The organism is Rothia sp. HMSC061D12 (assembly GCF_001836735.1).
Lineage (GTDB): Bacteria > Actinomycetota > Actinomycetes > Actinomycetales > Micrococcaceae > Rothia.
This window is the reverse complement of the sequence record NZ_KV830305.1, coordinates 951,205-972,519: the sequence shown is the minus strand read 5'-3', so window position 1 is coordinate 972,519 and position 21,315 is coordinate 951,205. Positions and strand designations below refer to the sequence as shown.

12 protein-coding genes, 1 tRNA gene and 2 pseudogenes are annotated in these 21,315 nt (G+C 59.3%); 10 read left to right on the top strand and 5 right to left on the bottom strand.

The window, feature by feature from the left end; translation table 11 throughout:
• Positions 1 to 126 precede the first annotated feature (126 nt).
• Positions 127 to 2,061, top strand: coding sequence for an ATP-dependent helicase (locus HMPREF2682_RS03755; RefSeq protein WP_070831557.1), 1,935 nt, complete (start codon positions 127 to 129; stop codon positions 2,059 to 2,061).
• Positions 2,045 to 2,677, top strand: coding sequence for a M48 metallopeptidase family protein (locus tag HMPREF2682_RS03750; RefSeq protein ID WP_070831554.1), 633 nt, complete (start codon positions 2,045 to 2,047; stop codon positions 2,675 to 2,677). Before HMPREF2682_RS03755 ends, HMPREF2682_RS03750 begins: the two co-directional genes overlap by 17 nt.
• A 163-nt stretch (positions 2,678 to 2,840) precedes the next feature.
• On the opposite strand, the gene HMPREF2682_RS03745 is transcribed toward HMPREF2682_RS03750, so the two are convergent.
• Positions 2,841 to 4,301 carry a zinc-dependent metalloprotease gene (locus HMPREF2682_RS03745; RefSeq protein WP_070831550.1) on the bottom strand — a complete coding sequence of 487 codons (1,461 nt, stop codon included), beginning with the start codon at positions 4,299 to 4,301 and terminating at the stop codon, positions 2,841 to 2,843.
• A gap of 297 nt (positions 4,302 to 4,598) precedes the next feature.
• Here HMPREF2682_RS03745 and HMPREF2682_RS03740 point away from each other — a divergent pair, with 297 nt between their 5' ends.
• The 7 genes and pseudogenes from HMPREF2682_RS03740 (at position 4,599) to HMPREF2682_RS03710 (ending at position 13,643) form a co-directional block, all read left to right on the top strand.
• The gene (locus tag HMPREF2682_RS03740) at positions 4,599 to 5,828 is read left to right on the top strand and encodes a YlbL family protein (protein WP_070831547.1); all 1,230 of its coding nucleotides are present in this window, start codon (positions 4,599 to 4,601) and stop codon (positions 5,826 to 5,828) included.
• A gap of 273 nt (positions 5,829 to 6,101) precedes the next feature.
• Positions 6,102 to 9,218 carry a UPF0182 family membrane protein gene (locus HMPREF2682_RS03735; RefSeq protein ID WP_070831544.1) on the top strand — a complete coding sequence of 1,039 codons (3,117 nt, stop codon included), beginning with the start codon at positions 6,102 to 6,104 and terminating at the stop codon, positions 9,216 to 9,218.
• A gap of 333 nt (positions 9,219 to 9,551) precedes the next feature.
• Positions 9,552 to 9,628 (top strand) — tRNA-Met (locus tag HMPREF2682_RS03730).
• Positions 9,629 to 10,276: 648 nt separating this feature from the next.
• Positions 10,277 to 10,990 (top strand): annotated as a pseudogene (locus tag HMPREF2682_RS03725) (IS256 family transposase); the annotation flags it as partial.
• Positions 10,991 to 11,043: 53 nt separating this feature from the next.
• Entirely contained in the window at positions 11,044 to 12,393 is a 1,350-nt protein-coding gene (locus HMPREF2682_RS03720; RefSeq protein WP_049341892.1) for an IS256 family transposase, read from the top strand.
• A 33-nt stretch (positions 12,394 to 12,426) separates the two neighbouring features.
• A pseudogene (locus tag HMPREF2682_RS03715) lies at positions 12,427 to 12,951 on the top strand (transposase); the annotation flags it as partial.
• A gap of 98 nt (positions 12,952 to 13,049) precedes the next feature.
• The gene (locus HMPREF2682_RS03710) at positions 13,050 to 13,643 is read left to right on the top strand and encodes a protoglobin domain-containing protein (RefSeq protein ID WP_005505324.1); all 594 of its coding nucleotides are present in this window, start codon (positions 13,050 to 13,052) and stop codon (positions 13,641 to 13,643) included.
• Positions 13,644 to 14,218: 575 nt separating this feature from the next.
• Here the strand turns inward: HMPREF2682_RS03710 and HMPREF2682_RS03705 are convergent.
• The 3 genes from HMPREF2682_RS03705 to HMPREF2682_RS09640 all read right to left on the bottom strand — a co-directional run bounded on the left by HMPREF2682_RS03705 (position 14,219) and on the right by HMPREF2682_RS09640 (position 16,475).
• Entirely contained in the window at positions 14,219 to 14,842 is a 624-nt protein-coding gene (locus HMPREF2682_RS03705; RefSeq protein ID WP_005505326.1) for a hypothetical protein, read from the bottom strand.
• A 726-nt stretch (positions 14,843 to 15,568) separates the two neighbouring features.
• The gene (locus HMPREF2682_RS03700) at positions 15,569 to 16,171 is read right to left on the bottom strand and encodes an ABC transporter ATP-binding protein (RefSeq protein WP_239663304.1); all 603 of its coding nucleotides are present in this window, start codon (positions 16,169 to 16,171) and stop codon (positions 15,569 to 15,571) included.
• 64 nt (positions 16,172 to 16,235) lie between these two features.
• Positions 16,236 to 16,475: a gallidermin/nisin family lantibiotic gene (locus tag HMPREF2682_RS09640; RefSeq protein ID WP_005505332.1), complete on the bottom strand. Its 240-nt coding sequence runs from the start codon at positions 16,473 to 16,475 to the stop codon at positions 16,236 to 16,238.
• Between the two features lie 1,436 nt (positions 16,476 to 17,911).
• Here HMPREF2682_RS09640 and HMPREF2682_RS03695 point away from each other — a divergent pair.
• A complete protein-coding gene (locus tag HMPREF2682_RS03695; protein WP_070831541.1) occupies positions 17,912 to 20,347 on the top strand; it encodes an S-layer homology domain-containing protein in 2,436 nt (811 codons plus the stop codon).
• Positions 20,348 to 20,456: 109 nt separating this feature from the next.
• On the opposite strand, the gene HMPREF2682_RS03690 is transcribed toward HMPREF2682_RS03695, so the two are convergent.
• Positions 20,457 to 21,221 carry a PspA/IM30 family protein gene (locus HMPREF2682_RS03690; protein WP_070831539.1) on the bottom strand — a complete coding sequence of 255 codons (765 nt, stop codon included), beginning with the start codon at positions 21,219 to 21,221 and terminating at the stop codon, positions 20,457 to 20,459.
• Positions 21,222 to 21,315 lie beyond the last annotated feature (94 nt).

The window sequence follows — 21,315 nt, the reverse complement described above, 5'->3', positions numbered from 1 at the left end:
GGCTCTGGGAGAATACAATGGAAGACCGGCTATCACCGCCTCCGCGCGCCCGCACGTCCATATGTTCACGTGCCCGCGCGAGCGCCTGCCGCCTGCCCGTACCGCCCGCCTTACTGATGGAGCATTATGACCGCCACATCTCAGCAGCCTCAGCATATGATCTCCGCAGACGATATTCTTGCCGGGCTTGACCCGGATCAGCGCGCGGTCGCCACCGAGCTAGACGGCCCCATGCGCGTGCTGGCGGGTGCGGGTACCGGTAAGACCCGCGCGATTACGCACCGCATCGCCTACGGTATTGCGATTGGTCGCTACCAGGGCCCGCGCGTGCTCGCCCTGACCTTTACCCTGCGCGCGGCGGAGGAGATGCGCACCCGTTTGCATCAGCTGGGTGCGCACGGCGTGCAGGCGCGTACCTTCCACTCGGCGGCGTTGCGTCAGCTGGCGTATTTCTGGCCGCAGGTGGTGGGCGGTACCTTCCCGTCGATTGTGCAGAATAAGGCAACGCTCATTACGGAGGCGGCGAACCGTCTGCGCATCAGCACGGACCGTTCCCTGCTGCGTGATTTGGCGTCGCTGATTGAGTGGGCGAAAGTCCAGCTGCTCACCCCGGACACCATCATGCAGCGCCTGAGCGAGAAGCAGCTGCCCTCGGCGATTACCCCGCAGAATATGCAACGTATTTTCCAGGCGTACGAGGATTTGAAGGATGAGCGTAACCTCATCGACTTTGAGGACGTACTGCTGCTGACCATCGCTATGCTGGAGGAGGACGAGAAGCTCGCCGCGACCGTGCGCCAGCAGTACCGCCACTTCGTGGTGGACGAGTACCAGGACGTCTCCCCGCTGCAGCAGCGCCTGCTGGACGTGTGGCTGGGCGGCCGCGACGACATCTGCGTGGTGGGCGACGCCTCCCAGACGATTTACTCTTTCACCGGCGCGACCAGCCGTTACCTGCTGGATTTTCCGCGCCGGTACCGTGGCGCGCACACGGTGAAGCTGACTCGCGACTACCGCTCCCATTCGCAGGTGGTGGAGTTGGCGAACCGTCTGTTGGCGGCGCGTCGCCCGCATCCTGATTCGAGCCCTCACTCCTGGGCGCCGCCGCTGGAGCTGATGTCTCAGCGCGGCCCCGGCGTGGACGTGGAGTGGTTCGGTTACGCGGACGACGAGCAGGAGGCCGCCGGCATTGCCGAGGATATCCGCGACCTGATTGAGAAGGATGGCGTGGCGCCTTCGGAGATTGCGGTGCTCTTCCGTACGAACGCCCAGTCGGCGGCGATTGAGTCTGCGTTGGCTTCCGCCCACATCCCGTACCAGCTGCGTGGCGCGGAGCGTTTCTTTGAGCGCCCAGAGGTCAAGCAGGCGATGCTTGCCCTGCGCGGTTCGGCGAAGTCCACGGACGGCACCGAGGACGTCACCCGCTACACCCGCGACGTGCTCGGCGGCCTCGGCTACAAGGAGGAGGGCCCCCTTTCCGGAGGCGCCACCCGCCAGAAGTGGGAATCCCTCGCCGCCCTGGTGCACATGGTGGATATGATGGCGCAGCACCGCCAAGAGCAGCTCAAGGAGCACCGCGCCAACCCGCGCCCGGGCGTGCCCGAGCCGCTCCCTTTGACCATGCACGAGGTCGTGGCGACCCTGAACCACCGTAGCGAATTCAACGACGCGCCGCAGGTCAACGGCGTAACCCTCGCCTCCCTGCACGCGGCAAAGGGTCTGGAATGGGATGCCGTATTCCTGTGCGGCCTGAACGAGGGCCTCATGCCGATTACTTTTGCGACCACCCCGGATGAGGTGGATGAGGAGCGCCGCCTGCTGTACGTGGGCATTACGCGCGCCCGCAAGTACCTGTGGCTGACCTGGACCATGACCCGCACCGTGGGCGGTCGCGGTCAGCGTAAGCGCTCGCGTTTCCTGGACGATATTGATCCGGCGAAGCGCCGCCGCAGGGCTGAGAGCGCCGGCTCCTCGTATAGCCAGGCTCGCTCGGCTCAGCCTCGTGCCACGCAGCCCCGCCGTTCGTCGAAGGGAAGAGGAGACTATGGCTCAGCGTTTTAAACGTGAAATTCTGCCCGCCACCGAGGACCGCCCGCAGATTGAGCTGGTCCGCTCGGCGCGCCGCACCCGCACCATCAGCATGCAGCGCGACGGCGTGGACGAGCACGGCAACCCCGCCTACCGCCTGCTCATTCCCGCCGCGAGCACGAGCGAGGAGATTGACGAGCATATTGCCCGCCTGCTGCCGCGTATCCAGCGCCGTGCCGCCCGCCGTGAGCGTGCCACGCAGCTGACGGTCACGGACGAGTACCTGCGCTCCCGCGCGCTGCACCTGGCGCAGAAGCACCTGCCGGAGCTGGTCGCCTCCGGCAGGCTGGAGAAGCTGTCGATTCGCTGGGTGAGCAACCAGCGTCAGCGCTGGGGCTCGGCAACCTACGCGACCACGCAGATCCGTATCTCCTCGGAGCTGCAGGGTGTGCCCGAGTACGTGCTGGATTCGGTGATTCACCACGAGCTATGCCACCTGCTGCAACCGAATCACTCGGCGGCGTTCCGTGCTCTGGAGGCGCGCTACCCGCAGCTGCTACGCGCGCAAGCCTACCTGGAGGGGTACGAGTTGGGGCGCTCGCGTGCTGAAGGTGAACGGGGCGAGCGCGGCGAAAACAGCGCCGACTAAAATCCAGCCGGCTAACGCGCTTCCCGAAAATCAAAGAATCAAAAACCAAACGAAACACTCGAGCGGGGGTGGCTTGTACATTCACAAGCCACCCCCGCTCGAGGTGTCAGCTGTTAACTTTCGCCGCTCAGCGTTACTTCGCTCAGCTTTACTTTGCTCAGCTTTACTTCTCTTCGGGCGCGTCGCCGAAGCCGCCGTCCAGCAGCTTCTGCAGCTCCGAGTCGAAGTCCACGTCGTCCAGGCTGATTTCGTTCATGCGCGCGTCGTATGCGGTGAAGTCTTCCAGCTCGGCGGGGGTGGGCAGGGTCTCCGGGGTGTCCCAGAGGCCGTCGCGGGCCTCAATGCCGTGGGAGTTTTCGTACCAGCGCCAGAACTGCTGTGCCTCACGCACCAGGCGCGGGCGCAGCTCCAGGCCGACCAGGTTCTCGAAGACCTGCTCGCTGGGGCCGCCGTCGATGCGGCGGCGCGCCATGATTTCGGTCAGCTGCGGTGCCTTGGGCAGGTTGCGGGTCGCGTCCTCGGTTACGACGGATACCCAGCCTTCGATGAGGGCGAGCAGACCCTCCAGGCGCTGTACCGCCAGTTCCTGGTCTTCGGTGCGCTGGGGGCTGAACATGCCGCCTTCGAATGCTTCCTGTACAGCGTCGGGGTTGCTCATGTCCACCTGGGATGCGGCGTCCTGCATGCGGTTCATGTCCACGCGAATGCCGCGGGCGTAGCGCGCCACGAGCTGAACCAGGTCTTCACGCAGCCAGGGGTTTGCCTTGTGCAGGCGGATCAGCGCGGATTCACGCACGGCAAGGTAGAGCAGAACCTCCTGCGGGGGCACCTCAATGTTCTCAGCGAGCTGCTGGTAGCCGTTGGGCAGCAGGGCGGAGGAGCCCGGTGCGAGGGGGAAGCCAACGTCGGTGGAGGAGTACACCTCACCGGCGAGCTGTGCAAGCGCCTGCGCCATCTGCGCACCAAAAATCACGGAACCAATATTGTTCAGGAAACCGCTGTTGAAGATCGAGGCGATTTCTTCGGGCAGTTCGTCCGTGGGGCCGGGCATGACCATGGACTGGGTGACCTCGGCGGCGACGGGCTCAACCATTTCGCGCCAGGAGTCGAAGGAGTGCTCAACCCATTCCGCCTTGGACCATGCCTGCACCGGCAGGTTGTGGCGTTCAACGGTGGTTACGGCGTCCAGCCAGAGGTCGGCGAGGTTCGCGGCGTCTTCTACGGCACGCTTGAGGTTTTCGGGTACGGAGGGGTCTTCACCCTTGGCGGCGAGCATCTGGCGGGTCTGGTTCTTCACGCTATCCCAGTTCACGCCGCTGGGGCTGTCGGAGGCGCCCGCGCCGGAGAACATCGCCTGCACCTGCGCAAACATGCTCTGCATCATGGCGGGGTCAAAGCCCATGCCCATGTTCTTGAGGTCTTCGGGGTCGATGCTGATGCCGAAGGGGTTCTGGCCGCCTTCGCCGAAGAGCGCGCTGAAGGGGTTCTGCGCGTTGGAGGCGCCCTTGCCGCCCTGGCCGGTTGCCCCTGCGGAGGGGTCGAAGCCCTGCTCCTGCATCTTCTTAAGGAATTCTTCGAGGGGGTCGCGCTCGTTGGAGGCGCCGCCGGTGGGGTTCTCAGACATGTGAAGCCTTTCGTAATCCGGGGGTGGGCGTAGCTGGCCCGCTCGCTGTCCAGCCTACCGATTTTTGCTGAGAATTTCCCGCGCCACCGCTGTGGAGGCGGCTTAATCAGCTGAGGGCTCACAAGCTTGTCTCTGGCGCCCCGGTTTGGGAGCTTTTTCGTGCCGCTGTAACTGCGGGGTGCTGACAAAGCGCGGCGGGGGTAAGAAAGTGAACGCCCCGTGGTTGCTCTATTTTTAGCGGGGTGACGGTGCCCGCGTGCGTGCTGAAAAGCCGGTTTATCCGGTACTGTAGAAACCATGACTAAGCCCACCCCCACCCCCGATGCTGAGCAGCAGCCGAACGCCGCCTCCGCGAGCGTGAAGAGTACCGAGAAGGCGGCTAAGCGCCGTTCGCGTTTTGCGCCGCGCCGCGTGAACCTGCGTTCTGTCAGTGCTGTGGCGACGTGCGCCCTGCTGGCGGGGGCTTTTGTTCTGCCGAGTTCCTATGTGAAGGAGGGCCCCGGCCCTCTCTTTGACGTGCTCGGAACCTACCAGGAGAAGGACGTCATTGAGGTCTCGGGTGCGCCGAGCTATAAGACGTTCGGCAAGATGAACATGACCACGGTGTCGGTTTCGGGTGGCCCGTACACTGAGCTGTCCGGCGCGGAGGCGTTCTACGGCTGGTTGGCGTTTGACGGTAACCGCAGCCTCGTGGTGCCGACCGATGCCCTGTACCCGCATGTGAGCCATGAGCAGGCGACGGCGGCGACCGGCGCGCAGATGGCTGATTCGCAGACTCAGGCGAAGGTCGCGGCGATGCGCCAGCTGAAGATGCCGGTGACCGAGAAGGTTCAGGTGCTTTCCACGGTGGAGGGTTCCCCGGCGGCGAGCGCGCTGAAGGCTGATGACCGCATCGTGAAGGTGGGGGACAAGCAGATTGAGACCCTCACCGATGTTCCGAAGGAGGTAAACGCCTCGAACGGTTCGCCGATTGATGTGACCGTGGAACGTGACGGCAAGCAACAGACGTTTAAGCTGACCCCGGTTCGTTCCAGCGACAATAGCCGCTGGATTCTGGGCGCGGGTTTGAAGCAGAGCTATGACCTGCCGGCGCACGTGCAGTACAACCTGGACGGTGTGGGCGGCCCGAGTGCGGGTCTGATGCTGGCGCTGGGCACGGTCGATAAGCTCAGCGAGGGTACCCTGCTCGCCGATGAGGACGCCGGAGGCGACCCGTACCGCAGCTACATTTCGGGTACCGGCACGATTGATGCGAACGGTAAGGTCGGCGCAATTGGCGGCATTAAGTACAAGATTTTGGCGACGGGTCGTTACGGTGCGCGCTATTTCTTGGCGCCTAAGGAGAACTGCGATTCGATTGTGAAGATGCAGGCGCAGGACCCTGACCTGTTCAACTACTATCACGCCGGTCAGGTGCGCGGCACGATGGTGGTTGTGCCGGTGTCGACCCTGGATGAGGCGGTGAAGACGGTGGAGGCGATTAAGTCCGGCACCCCGGATGATTCCCTGCCCCGCTGCGGTTCCTAACGTAACGTTTCTCTCCGCAAGGTTCTCGCCCGTATAGCGTAGAAGTCAGCCCCGGTACTTTACGGTACCGGGGCTGTTCTGCACCCTATTCTCTGTCCTCGTCTGCGTCTCCGTAATCCTCGCCAGCACCTCTCACCTCAGCATTTCGCGTCCCAAAACCTCTCAACCCGGTCATATTTCGCCCCGAGCTTCTACGAGGTTCTGCCCTTCTGCGTTACCTCTGAGATACTTAAAGGCAGTTATTTTCTCTGAACGTATGATGAGCGAGGAATTGTGTCTGAGTCGACCAATAACACCGCGCATCCCAAGCCGAAGAAGTCAACGCCTAAGCGTCGTAGTCCCCTGAGGGTGACGATTGCTGTGGTGGCGGTGCTCATTGCTGCTTTTGTGGGTGCGTCCCAGGTGTACACGGACTGGCTGTGGTTTGATCAGCTGGGTTATAGCACCGTGTTCACTACCCAGATTTTGTTGAAGGCAGCCGTTTTTGTGGTGGCTGCTGTGGTGATTGCTGTGCCGCTGTGGGCTTCGATGTCCTACGCGGTCCGTCATGCTGATGTGGCGCCGGCGTCCGAGAAGGAGCCGCAGGAGGCGCCGAACCCGAATCAGAGCGTGCCGACGAGCGGCACGGATGCTGCCGAGCAGATGCTGCGTGATGTGTTTGGTCAGCAGCGTGCTGAGGAGAGCATGCGCCGCTACCACGAGAGCGTGGATAAGGCGCGTAAGGTTCTGCTGATTGTGGTTCCGCTACTGTTGGGTCTGTTTATTGCTTCGGCGACGATGACTCAGTGGAGCACCGTTGCGCTGTTCTTCAACCAGCAGTCCTTCGGTAAGACTGACCCGGAGTTCGGTCTGGATTACGGCTTCTTCCTGTTTGCGTTGCCGTTCTTCCGCATGGTGGTGACTCTGGTGACCTCCGCTGTGGTGCTGTCGGCGCTCGCGGGCCTGTTCATGCACTACTTCTACGGCGGTATTAAGGTGCAGCCCGGTGGTGTGAGTACCACGTCGGCATTCCGCCGTCACGCTGCGATTGTGGTGGCTGTGTTTTTGCTGACTCGTGCGGTGAGCTTCTGGTTGGACCGCTATTCGTCGACTCAGCAGCAGGTGGGCCGCTGGGCTGGCGCAATGTACACGGACGTGAATTCGTCGATTCCGGTGAACGCTATTTTGGCGATTTCTGCTCTGCTGGTGGCTGTCATGTTTGTGGTGGCGGCGTCGATGAATCGTTGGCGTCTGCCGCTGATTAGCACCGCGATGCTGGTGGTTGTTGCTCTGGTTGCTGGCGGTCTGTACCCGTGGATTGTTCAGCGTTTCCAGGTGGTTCCGAATGAGCAGGGTGCTCAGTCGAAGTTCATCCAGCGCAATATTGATGCGACCCGTTACGCGTACGGTTTGGACAAGATTGAGACCACCCCGTATGACGCGACGATTGATACTCGTGCGGGTGCGTTGAGCTCTTCGAGCGCGACCATTGCGAATATTCGTCTGTTGGATCCGAATGTTGTGTCCTCGGCGTTTGCGCAGATGCAGCAGTTCCGCCCGTACTACCGTTTTGATTCGCAGCTGTCGGTGGACCGCTATTCGGTGGGTAACACCACGCAGGATACGGTGCTGGCGGCTCGTGAGCTGAACCCGGCGCAGACCAGCGGCGATTCTTGGTATAACCGCCACGTGGTGTACACCCACGGTTACGGTGTGATTGCCGCCTATGGTAACCAGGTGGATTCTGCGGGTAACCCGAAGTTCTTGCAGTCCGGCATTAAGGCGACCGGTACCCTGAGCGAGGATTACGAGCCGCGTATTTACTTTGGCATGAGCTCGCCGGAGTACTCGATTGTGGGCGGTAAGGGCGACACCCTGGAGCTGGACCGTCCGCTCTCTGCTGAGGAAACCAACGCCTCCGATGCGAAGTACACCTTCACCGGTTACGGTGGTCCTCGCGTTGATTCGCTGCTGGCTCGCCTGTCCTACGCGATTAAGTTCCAGTCCTCTGACATTCTGCTGTCGGATGCGGTGCGTGAGGGTTCGCAGATTCTGTACGAACGCAACCCGCTGGATCGTGTGCGTAAGGTGGCGCCGTACCTGAGCGTGGATTCTAAGCCGTACCCGGCGATTGTGAATAACCGCGTGCAGTGGATTGTGGATGCTTACACCACGAGTGACCAGTTCCCCTACGCGCAGGGTAGCTCCCAGGACGCGGCAACCGCGGCGGGTGCTCAGCGTTCTAACTCGGTGAACTACATCCGTAACTCGGTGAAGGCCACCGTGGACGCGTACGACGGTTCGGTGACCCTGTACGCGTGGGATGAGGAGGATCCGGTGCTGAAGGCGTGGCAGGGCGTTTTCCCTGGCACGGTGAAGAGCTACCGTGAGATGAACGCTTCGCTGATGAGCCACGTGCGTTACCCGACTGATATGTTCAATATTCAGCGCACCATGCTGAATAAGTACCATGTGACGAACGCGAATAGCTTCTACGCCGGTGACGATGTCTGGTCGATTCCGAACGACCCGACGAATGATCGTAACCAGCCGATTTCGCCCTACTACCTGTCCCTGCAGATGCCCGGCGATTCTCGCGCGCACTTCTCGTTGACAACCACGTTCATTCCTCAGCAGAGCGATTCGAACTCTCGTAACGTGATGTACGGCTTCCTTGCCGCTAATGGTGATGCCGGTACCGGTAAGGATGGCGAGCGTAGCCCCGATTACGGCAAGCTGCGCCTGCTGGAGTTGCCGCGTTCTTCGGTGGTTCCCGGCCCCGGCCAGGCTCAGAATATTTTCAACTCTGATGCTGAGGTGTCGAACCAGCTGAACCTGCTGCGCCGTGGCTCGTCTGAGGTTATTAACGGCAATATGCTGACTCTGCCGGTGGGCGGCGGCATGCTGTACGTTCAGCCGGTGTACGTGCAGTCGAGCGGTGACGCTAAGTATCCGCGTCTGCAGCGTGTGCTGGTGAGCTTCGGCGATAAGGTTGGTTTCGCTCCGACTCTGGAGGAGGCGCTGAACCAGGTGTTTGGTGGCTCTTCGGGTGCGAAGCTGGACGGCTCGGCTACGGCTTCGCCGGCTCCTTCGGCGTCTGCCTCTGGTTCCTCGGGTACTTCGGGCGCTTCGACCGGTAGCTCGTCGGCTTCGCAGTCTTCGGAGCTGAAGCAGGCTCTGACGGATGCGTCGAAGGCAATGACCGATGCTGACGCGGCGATGAAGAAGGGCGACTGGGCTGCCTACGGTGAGGCTCAGAAGCGCCTGGAGGCAGCCGTGAAGAAGGCGCTGGAGGCTGAGGAGGCGCAGAACGCGGCGTCCGCTAAGGCTTCTGCATCAGCAGCGCCCAGTGCCTCGGCGGCTCCGAGCGCAGCGGCTAGCGCTAAGCCCAGCGCCTCGGCTTCTCGCTAAGCCTAAGAGACAGCGGGGGAGTAGCGCATACCGGATGCTCAGGGATCGGATGTCCACGGGTCTAGCGTCCTCGCTCTAGATCCGGGGCCTGCACTGGATACGGCTCCTACCGACTAGCTCTAGCGGTCTCTGCGGGAACATCTCTGCGGGAACGGGGTGGGAGTGATTCACTTCCACCCCGTTCCTGTATGTTCTACCCCTGGCACTGCCCCGTAGCCCCTATTCCTACCCAACTGCTTTCTACCCAACAGCCCCTATTTTTGTGTGCTTGGTTACAAATCGCGTTTTTGGCTTGCATGCCCGGTTTGGGGTCTGTATAGTTGTATGAGTCGCCGCGGGGTGGAGCAGTTCGGTAGCTCGCCGGGCTCATAACCCGGAGGTCGCAGGTTCAAATCCTGTCCCCGCAACCAGAAAAACCCGGTATCTCAACGAAAAGTCGCTGAGATACCGGGTTTTGTTTTGCCCTGACGAGACCGAATCCCTATGTTATTCCCTACCTTTCAGCCAAACTCAGGCCCGTCGTCGAGGTGGGGGGAGGGGGGACTATCACCCAACATCGAGGACTATCATCCAACGCCCCTTCGGGGCGTATGACTATCTTCGCTCGTGCATGATCTCGTGGGAGGGAGGTTGCAGAGGAGGATTTTCACCGCCTAATCGGCGTTGATACCGGCTGTTTACCGCCTGAAAATGCAAAAGCGGTATAGCATTTTCCCTCGTATCTCAACCGAATCCCAACCCTTTACCGCCTTCACCGCCTAAAACCGAAAACTTTTATATATACACACGCATATGTAGGAAGATGAACACTCGCGTGTACACTTTTTAGAAATTAGGCGGTAGAGGCGGCAACACACCATGTTTTGACTGATATACCAACGTTTTCGATATACCGCTTAGCCTCAAACAGGCGGTAACTAAGCGGTGAAAGAGTAGCGTCCCGCATAGTGGTGTAACCGTGTGGTGATCGGCCCGTTGCTTGTGATGGGTGCGGTCACCGTGTGATCCTTCGAGAAAGCTCTTCTACTTCTGACTCGAAATGATTTGGAGGCACAACGATGACCGCTCCTCATATTATCGACCCTGCTGGCCTGCTTGGCGAGGCGTTATCCCAGGCGTCCCCAGATTTGATGCGTTCCCTGCTCCAGCACGTGATCAACGCGTTGTTATCAGCGGACGCTGACACCGTGTGCGGGGCCCAGTGGGGCCAACAAGACCCGCAGCGTCAGGCCCAGCGCAATGGGTATCGCTACCGGCCCCTGGATACCAGGGTCGGCACCATTGACGTGGCGATCCCCAAGCTACGCTCAGGCACCTACTTTCCAGAGTGGCTGTTGCAGCGCCGCAAACGCTCCGAAAACGCCTTGATCACAGTGGTTGCTGACTGCTACTTAGCGGGAGTATCCACACGCCGCATGGACAAGCTCGTCAAAACCCTGGGGATCACAGGACTATCGAAGTCCCAGGTCTCACGTATGGCAGCCGACCTGGACGAACACGTGGACGAGTTCCGCCATCGCCCCCTCGACGACGCTGGGCCTTTCACGTTCGTCGCCGCTGACGCACTGACCATGAAGGTGCGCGAAGGAGGACGCGTCGTCTCGTGCGCGGTCCTGGTTGCCACCGGAGTCAACAATGACGGACACCGCGAAGTACTGGGGGTGCGCGTATCCACCAGCGAGACCGGCCCGGCGTGGAACGAGTTCTTCGCCGACCTGGTCGCCCGAGGCCTCACCGGCGTGCGCCTGGTGACCAGTGACGCCCATCTGGGCCGGGCGTGTTCAATTGTCTGTGTATCCGTCTTTTTGTTTGAAAGGATTGATGCATGATGAATGATGATGATGTTGTTGTGTCTGGCGCTAGTGGGCGTGAGGCTGTGGAGGAGCTGCGTCGCTCGGGGGCGTTGGATGCGTTGTTTGAGCGTCTTGATGCTGGCGAGGTCGAGATGACGGGCAGCCAGGGGTTGTTGCCCGCGTTGCTGAAGGAGGCTTTGGAGCGCGGGCTTGCCGCTGAGCTTTCTGAGCACTTGGGGTATGAGAAGGGCCAAGCCAGCACGCAGGCGCGCTCGAACACGAGGAACGGCACGACGAAGAAGACCGTGATGTCGGAGGTGGGAGCCTTTGAGATCGAGGTTCCCCGGGATCGGGCAGGCTCTTTCACCCCACGCCTGGTACGCAAAGGACAGCGGCGCCTTGATGGCTTGGATGCGATGATTATCAGCTTGTATGCCGGGGGAATGACAGTGCGCGATATCCGTCATCACCTGGCTTCCACCATCGGCGTGGAGGTCAGTGCCGGGACGATTTCCACGATCACTGACGCGGTGTGCGACGCCGTGCTGGAGTGGCAGCACCGCCCCCTAGAAGCGTTCTACCCGGTGATCTACCTGGACGCGATCCGCATCAAAATCCGACGCGATCACACCGTGGAGAACCGGGCCGCTCACTTGGCGGTGGGAGTGGACATGGAGGGCGTCAAGCATGTGCTGGGCATCTGGGTCCAAGCCGATGAAGGAGCGGCTTTTTGGGCCCACGTATGCGCCGAGCTGGCCAACCGGGGCGTGCGCGATGTCCTGATCGTGTGCTGCGACGGACTTGCTGGCCTGCCCGAAGCCATCGAAGCGACCTGGCCCCAGTCCATGGTCCAAACCTGCGTCGTTCACTTAATCCGCGCGTCCATGCGTTTCGTGTCCTACAAGGACCGCAAGGCCGTCGCAGCCGCTCTCAAGAGCGTGTACAGCGCGCCCAACGAAGAAACCGCCCGAGCGGCGCTGGAAGAGTTTGCGGCCAGCGACCTGGGAGCACGCTACCCCCAAACGGTTGCGACCTGGCAGCGTGCTTGGCAGCGCTTCACGCCATTCCTGGCGTTCCCGCCCATGCTGCGCCGCGTCGTGTACACCACCAACGCTATCGAATCGTTGAACTACCAGCTACGTAAAATCACCAAGAACCGCGGGCATTTCCCCAGCGAAGAAGCCGCCATCAAACTCCTGTGGCTGGGAATTTGCAACATCGAAGACAAACGAGCCACCCAGCGCCTCACAGACGCAGGCAAACCCGCCAACAAACGAACAGCCCCCACACGCCTCATCCAAGGACGCACCACCACCAACTGGAAACAAGCCCTCGCCCAACTCACCACCGCCTACCCCGACCGAATCACCCCCTACCTCTAACCCCCATACACAGAAAAATTGACAGGCTCTCTGGGCCTGGTCGAAGCCATCGCAGCGAACCTACCCGGAGCCACCTGGCAACGATGCCGCACCCACTACGCCGCGAATCTCATGTCCATCACCCCCAAAGCGCTATGGCCCGCCGTCAAAGCGATGCTGCACTCGGTGTACGACCAACCCGACGCCGCCTCAGTCAACGCTCAATACGACCGACTCTTGGACTACGTGCACGACAAGCTCCCCGCTGTGTGTGATCACCTCGATCAAGCCAGGGCAGACGTCCTCGCCTTCGCGTCCTTCCCCACCGGGGTATGGACCCAGATCTGGTCCAACAACCCCAATGAGCGCCTCAACCGCGAAATCCGCCGACGCACCGACTCCGTGGGGATCTTCCCCAACCGCCAGGCCATCATCCGCCTGGTCGGAGCCGTCCTAGCCGAACAAAACGACGAATGGGCCGAAGGCCGACGCTACCTCAGCCTCGACATCCTCACCAAATCACGACTCACACCCCAACCCACCCAACAGGAGGAACCCCCACTCCAACTCAGCGCATAACCCACTCCGAAGGACACAAAACGATTACACCACTCCACAGGACTTGACCTGAGCAAGAGCACGTTCTACAATTGACGCATAAGTTCAAGGGGGTTCGCATGACCGCTTACGACCACTCGTCGGGGTACACCTACGGCACCGATGCCGTCCCCACGTCTCCGCTCACACTCGAGGATCTACGCCAGATTGAGGCCGCCGCGCACGTCCAGCCCGGTGACGCAGAGCTGCTCGCGCGAGCAGAACCCATCCTGGCGCCGCATGCCATGGAAATGGTCGACACGTGGCGCGGGATTTTGGCTCAAAAGACCTACCTGGCAGCACATTCCGCGCATCCGGATGGACAGCCGAACCCCGAGTACGCGCAGGCGTCAAAGCCCCGATTCGCCCAGTGGATCATCGACATGTGCACGCGCGAGCGGGATCAGGCGTGGTTGGACTACCAGTACCTGATCGGAGCTCGACACATGACCGCGGCGAAGAACGCGGCGGATGGGGCGGACTCGACGCCATTCGTGCCTCTGCGCTACGTGCTCGCCTTCATCGCGCCGACTGTGGAGGTCGGGCACCGTCTCCTGGCGGAGGGCTTCGAGGGCGCAGAACTGGACGCTGTCCGTGACGCGTGGACTCGCGCTGTGACTGTCGCCGTGACAGTGTGGGCGTATGCCTACCGCGATCACCCCGAGCAATTCTGATCCGGCGCTCGCCACCTACGACTCCCCCATCGGCCGCCTCACGCTTGATAGCGGTGTATTCGTCTTTCGCACTCTCTGACTGCTCTCCCTGGAAGCCTCAGTGGCTTCCAGGGAGAGCTTTCTTTCTGGGTTATAGGACACTACGTGTTGCTGGTTGGGTGACTTTTCGGCTTTCTGGTGCGGGAAAGTCACTCTTTCAGTTGGTCGTGTTTGCCTCGTTCCTGTGAATACTGCATCGTGCTCTGTGTGTGGCTGCCCCATGATCCGTCACGGTAAGAAGTCAACAGGAGGTCCTTTGAAGATCGCGGTGGTAGAAGTCCGCTCATCATCAAGGACCTCGACCTCTACCCACAACCCCCGACCAATACCTGGTCACCCACACTCAACTCGGAAGAGCCGGAAATAGCCTTCGTGATAGCGGAATAAAACGAAGGTGTGGAACTTGCAAGGACCGATCTCAAACTGGGATTCGATAGAACAGTTTAGCAAACGCTGACTTCGCTTTGCCGTCACTTGGAAACCTATCCGTTGGAAGTGCAGCTATCCTCACATACGCTTTTCCAAGTGAAGTATAGCTATGCACGTTTCACCGACGTTAGTAAAAACCCCGAACTTATCGCAGCCAACAGAAACCCGGTAGAAAATATATAGGAGCCAAAGGTGGCGCCTTTTAAAATCCAAGTCGTGGGAACGACAGCAAACAAGATCGGTGAGTTCGCAAAATCACCTGTGCTAATCGGAAGACCTGCCACCACAAAAAAGATGATAACAATCCATGAAACTAATGAAGTAGTCCAAAGCCGAAGCGCAAAACAGGCCAGAGTTAGCACAACCGAAGAGAAAACAAGTACTAAAGCAGTATGACTCGACAGTCGCTCATTAACAAGCTCGCCAATGATAGAGACATAAAGCAGACTCAAACAAAGGTTAACTACTTGTGCGAGAAGCAGCGATTTAGCAATGAACCGGAGCAGAACTTTATCGTGAATACTAAACGAGACGTACGAGGCAGGGACCTTAGCATGCGACAAAGCTAGACCTGCCGTGGCAATTGGGAGCATGATGAGTAACGCGGATTGCGCTACGGCAATGGTATTTCCATAACGGAGAAACAGCAGCGGAAGAACTAGTGCACCGAGATAAGCGATCGTGACCCAACGAATGATTGCAATTCGCTCGATAGAACACAAAGACTTCATTTTCTTACTGCTCCTTTACTTCGAAACCTAGCCACAAGAACATAGGTAATAATTAGGATTGGTACCGGGATAAGCGCAGAGAAACCGAAATTTGATTGCTCCTGGATATCTACGAACGAGATTGCGGTACCATTGAGATTCAGCCCTACGGAGTGGAGGGCGTTTGATATGTATGGGGTAGCATTGTCAGCTAGGTTACCGGGTAGCACTATCCAGAAGTACAGAAGAACACCTGAAATTACCGCGGCAGTCGGAGGTTTTGAGAGACTTTCTAATGTCGAGTAGATCAGAGCAATTAGTATACTTTGGAAGGTAAGAAAGCAAAGCAGGGTTGCTAGCCCAGAGTGCATTTTCGAACCAGACAAAACCATTGTTAGATCGAATAGCAGCACACTAAGTAGGTTTACAAGAACTATTGAAAGTGTTCGACAGATGGTGCGTAGGACGCTAGGCAACCAGGCAATGTATACCTGCTGAGGCAAACCCCCGTAGTGGACCTTGGAAACCCTAGCATCAAGTATAAAGAGTAATGCGAGGGAAATTAGTGGCTGCGTTCCAGTAAAGAAGAAGCTGTATCCCCCTGTTATTGGAGTTCCGCTTGCCTCACTTGAAATCCATGCACCGAGGAATAGTGACGCCATTGAGCCCAAGATAGCCGCGAGAAAATACCAGATGTTCCAATAGTAAGTAAGCAAAGCACGGATAGCTGAAGTAATTCGCATGGTCCTACCCCCGGTGATATAGGTCCGCGAGATTCACGCCGTTGAGGTCGGGGATATGCAAAGCTTTGCCGTTACGAACTACGACACACTCATCCGGGACGCCTTGAATCTCATGGAGGAGGTGCGTTGATATTACAACGCAGTTCCCTTCGTCCCGATAACGACGAAGCGTCGCAGACAAGGAGATCATGCCATCTGGATCCAAACCATTCTGTGGCTCATCAAGGAACAAAAATCTTGGTCTAGATAATAAAGCAAGACAAAGCTCCAGCCGTTCCTTCATGCCGGTCGAGTAGTCCTTGGCTTTCCGCCCGTGGGCAGCGCGGACGATGCCCACACTATCCAAGGCCGACTCAGGATCAACATCCAGACCCCAGAATGCCGCGACGACCTGTACATTTTGTTTACCGCTCAGATACGGAAAGTAGCTTGGATGGTCGATTGCAGCTGACATTTCGCTAATGTCTGTCTGATCGTATCTAATGTGGCCACTTACTGGTTTTATCCGACCAAGGAGCGTTTTCATTAAGGTGGTTTTACCTGCCCCATTTGGTCCAAGGAGGCAGATTATCCTGCCAGTATTTAGCTGCAAGTTAATGCCGCTCACTACTGGGGAATTCTTGTACCCAACCGACAAATCAGTTACCGATATAGCTGGCATGGCCTACCTTTCAAAGAAAACGGCCCTGGAGGTAAGGCCTAGGATGCCTTCCCTCCAGGGCCGACTGCTGCGACAAAGCTACTAACCACTTGCAGCCAACAGAGATGCCGCAGCCGTTAGCACACTGGGCAGTGAAGCATGCAATGCCACCCGTCGGGCACCCAGGGGCGCACAGGAACTTCGAGGTGATGTGAGGACAAACAGCTTCCTCAACCTCTTCAACACGGGTGTCAAGGTCAACGGTGACCACGACTTCTCCAAGCTCTCAGAATCTGAACATATTCAGGTAACAGAAAGTTACCCGCACTGCTATGATACAACGATGCAAGATTAGTAGGGGCAACTTTCAGAATGTTCAGGTCGCAGGTTCAAATCCTGTCCCCGCAACGGATAACTCCCGATAGCTTAGCTATCGGGAGTTTTTTTATTCCCTAAAACCCGTACTCCCGCCGACCTGTCTCCTTCTGCTGTCCTCCCGTCACCTTCCGACCGCCGGTCTGCCTTCTTTCGCCACCTTCCTGCACCTTTCCTGTCGGCGACCTGTCTTCATTTGCCGCCTACTTTTCTTCTTCTTGTGCTACCTTTCTGCCGCCTGCTGGGCGGCTTTCTTTATATCTCCTGCCTCTCCGTATCTCCTGCCTTCTGTAATCTGCGGAGGGGGTCTTCTGAACCTTGTCGGGGCGGTGCTTCGGGGAGACTGATGGGGGGGGGGCAGCCTGCTGCCCCTTCCGGGGTGCTTGAGGTGGATCTTTCGGCCTCTCGAAACCCCTCTTGAAACCTCCTCACGGAATTTCATAGAACCGTCGTGAAAGTACCCTGGACTGGTTTCGGAACGTCTCCCGATGCGTCTTTCGAGGTATTCCTCAGTCCGTCTATCGGGGCTTCAAGCGGGTGTGCCCATGGGGGTGGTGGAGTCACTTCCGAGCGGTTGCTGGAGGGTGGTTACGCCTTCTTGAGACGCTGCTTTTGAGCTCCTTGAAAGGGGATCTGAAAGGGGTCCTGAAGGGGGCTCTGGGGCGGGTCTCAAGAGCGTGATGAGGGGTCCGATAGGATGCCTGGGTGGGGGAGTGGCGAGGGGGCTGTTTTTGCCTCAAAGTGCATTCTCAAAGTGGAATATGCGAAAGGTGCCTATATTCCGGGCTTGGAAATCACCCGTTTTGCCCCGGAATTCCGCGGTTTTTGGCAAAAATTGGGCTTCGAGTGCAACAATTCACTCTGAAAGTGATTGTAATCACATACGAAACATTCAAGTTAATTGTAGAGTTTTTTGAAACTCTTTCAAAAAACGCTCAAAAACCCCGGAAAATCAAGGAAAAATAGCCCATTCAACCTCTACTTGAGGGTGATTCAAGTTAAACTAGAAGCTTAGAAAAAGCTCTTGTTAAGATTGAATCTTGTTCGATACCCAAAAATAGCCCCAAAAAACCGCTGGAAAAGGCTTTTTGACCTGGTAGCTTTGAGTACGTGGTCACCGCGGTCCGCCGCGTAGCTCTCCGGATCCACACCGCACCCCTCCATCACATGAGGACATCCCCGCAACACACATGGGGATGGTTGATGGAAGCGTCTCGTGCGGCGTCACATCCGCGGGCCGACCGCCTATAGGCTTCTCACCTATAGGCCACCTATCACTCAACCACTCACGGGCGTTCACGCCCCAGAAACACCAACAACGAGGACAACCCCATGGCACTTCGCCCCCGCACTATTAAGGCTGGCTCTCTCGCAGCCATCGCTGTACCCTCCGTGCTCGGTAGCACCCTGGTAGCACCCGCTTCCGCTTTTGCACCCGTCGTTCAGGACATCCCCGGCGCAGCTACCGCAACCCAGGCTCCGAAGTCTCTGTTCACCTCCACCGTGCAGCCGACCCTCTCTCAGGTTGCTGTGCAGATCCGTCAGCAGGCTGAACAGGTAAAGCAGGCGCAACAGGCTCCCGCAACGACCGCGGTTCAGCCCATCCAGAAGACTTACACTGCACAGGCTGTTCAGCCCGCACAGGCAACCCAGCAGGCTGCTCCCTCGGCTACCTTCCAGTCCGCACAGGCGGCACAGACTACCCAGGCTGCACAGCCTTCCGCTCAGCCCGCGCAGACCGCACAGGATGCTCAGTCGGCATCCGGTGTGGCGGCAACCCGCACCAACCAGACTTTCCTGTCGTACACCTCCCCGGCTGGTACTACTTCGCAGTACCACGTTTACGCTGAGGGTGTGGACTTCTCCAAGCCCGTTGGTGTGGTCTTCTACTTCGACGGCGACTACTGGCGTAACGACCAGTCCAAGGTCTACGACCCCTCCGGTGAACTGGCTCAGATGGCTGCATCCGCAGCGGCACAGAACATGCTCTTCGTGCCTGTCATCTCCCCGGACACCAACCGTTACGATGCTGGCGTGAGCTGGTGGGAAGACATGGAGCGTAACGGCGAGTTCTTCCGTTCCTTCGCTTCCTCCTTCATCGCGGCTAACGGCGTGGACTCCTCCAACGTGTGGACCATGGGCTACTCCGGTGGCGCTGAGTTCATCACCTACGAGCTGAACACCAAGCCCCAGACCTGGCGCAATGGTGGCGGCTCCATTATGGTCGCTGGCGGCGGCCTGGACGAGGGTACCCCCTCGGCTGCGCTGAAGTCCCAGCCCATGTTCTGGTACGCAAACTCGAACGACGGTACCGGTGAGACCTACCCGCAGACCTGGAGTGCACGAGGCGCCGTTGAGGGCGGCTACGACGCCTACCTGGCTGCTGGCTACACCAATGCTTCCGCGACCGTTCTGAACGGCTCGGGCCACTTCGACTACAACTTCTCGCAGATTCTGAGCAACTCGCTCTCCAAGGGCAAGGCAACCGCCGCTCCCAAGGTCGAGCAGAAGGCTGAGCAGAAGACCGAACAGAAGTCTGAGCAGAAGCAGCAGAGCACCCAGCGCGCCCGCACCATGAGCTCCGCAACCTACCAGAGCTACACCTCCCCGGCGGGCACCACCTCGCAGTACCACGTGTACGCGAACAACCTGGACTACTCCAAGCCCGTCGGCGTGGTCTTCTACTTCGACGGTGACTACTGGCAGCGTGACGAGTCCAAGGTCTACACCCCCGACGAGGGCATGCTCGCGGCAATGGGTAAGATTGCTAACGCCCGCAACATGGTCTTCGTGCCGGTCATTTCCCCGGATACCAACGCATCCGGTGCCGGCATCACCTGGTGGGAAGACCTGGACGCTAACGGCGAGTACTTCCGTTCCTTCGCGAAGTCCTTCGTCAGCGAGAACAACCTGGACGCTTCCCAGGTGTGGACCATGGGCTACTCCGGTGGCGCTGAGTTCATCACCTACGAGCTGACCGACCACAACACCTCCTGGCGTAACGGCGGCGGCTCCATCATGGTCGCCGGTGGCGATTCCGACGGCTCCGTGGACGCTGACGCAACCACCAAGGCATCCCCGATGTACTGGTGGGTTGGCGCGAAGGACACCTCCGGTAACACCTACCCCGTCACCTGGAGCGCACGAGGCGCCGTCGAGTCCGGCTACAACGCATACCTTGGCGCAGGCTTCTCTGACGCCCGCGTGAAGCTGATTGACGGCTTCAGCCACCACGACTACGACCTGCCGCACATCCTGGCGTCCTCCCTGGACTTCGCCGGCAAGACCCCCGCACTGGGCTACAGCGACCTGTCCGACTCGAACCCGAACTACAACGAGATCAGCTGGAACTCTGACCACCGCATCATGCTCGGCTTCGCGGACGGCACCTTCCGCCCGAACGCATCGGTCAACCGTGCGCAGCTGGCAACCTACCTGTACCGCGTGGCTGGTCGCCCCGCAGTGAACGCACCGGCTGTTTCGCCGTTCAGCGACGTTCCGACCAACCACCCCGCGTACAAGGAGATTTACTGGCTGAGCCAGCAGGGCATCAGCGGTAGCGACTTCCGCCCCCTGGAGGCCGTCACCGAGTCCACCATGGCTGAGTTCATGTACCGTGCGGCCGGCTCCCCGGCACAGGCTCAGGGCGGCTACGCGTCCCAGGCCCTGGCATGGGCTGCCTCCAACGGCATCGGTACCGGCTCGACCTCCTCGGCAGCCATCACCCGCGACGCAATGGCAGGCTACCTGTACATTTACGCGAACTAGGCTCGCACCCCTTAACGCAAAAAGAACCGCCCCGTTCCTGAGGTTCAGGAACGGGGCGGATCTTTATAGGTTTAGCTCAACGCTAGACCAGGCTTAGAAGGTCCTAGGCTTAGAGGGTCTGGGTGGGGTATTCCACGGCCAGGGGCTCCGGAGCTGCCGGAGCGTTCTTTGCCTTCAGAGCTGCCAGGCGAGCGTCCAGCTCGGTGTCGCGCTCCATCTGGTCCAGGGTGTTGAACTGAGCGTCCAGGGAGGAAGCTGCCAGCTCCTGCTGACCGATGACGCGTGCCTCTTCGCGGCGAACCTTCTCTTCGAAGCGGCTCATCTCGCTGGTCGGGTCCAGAACGTCGAACGCCTTCAGAGCGTCGTTCACCTGGGTCTGAGCTGCTGCGGTCTTCTGACGGGCGGTCAGCTCATCGCGCTTGTACTTGACCTCTTCAAGCTTGGAGCGCATCTTCTCCAGGCCGTCCTTGAGCTGGTTGACAACCTGAGTCTGAGAAGCCAGCTGAGGCTCAACAGCCTGTGCAGCCTTCTCAGCCAGCAGCTGCTTGTTCAGCGCAATCTTGGCGAGGTTGTCGAACTTGTCAGCGTTGGCAACGTCGCCAGCTGCGCGGAACTCATCAGCCTTGTTAGAAGCTGCCAGAGCCTTGGTGCCCCACTCCTGAGCGGTCTTGACGTCCTCAGCGTGGTCCTTTTCGAGCAGTCGCAGGTTGCCGATGGTCTGTGCTACTGCAGCCTCCGCCTCGCGGATGTTGTTGGTGTAGTCACGAACCATCTGGTCCAGCATCTTCTCCGGGTCCTCAGCTGCATCAATCAGAGCGTTGATGTTTGCCTTAGCGAGCTGTGCAATACGGCCGAAGATGGTCTGCTTAGCCATAATCTCCTACTTTCTGTTCACGGGCTGCGGGGGAGCACTACGCTCCTCGTGAGCCGTGCCCGTATAACTAATTATGTGGCAGATTTCTGGGTGC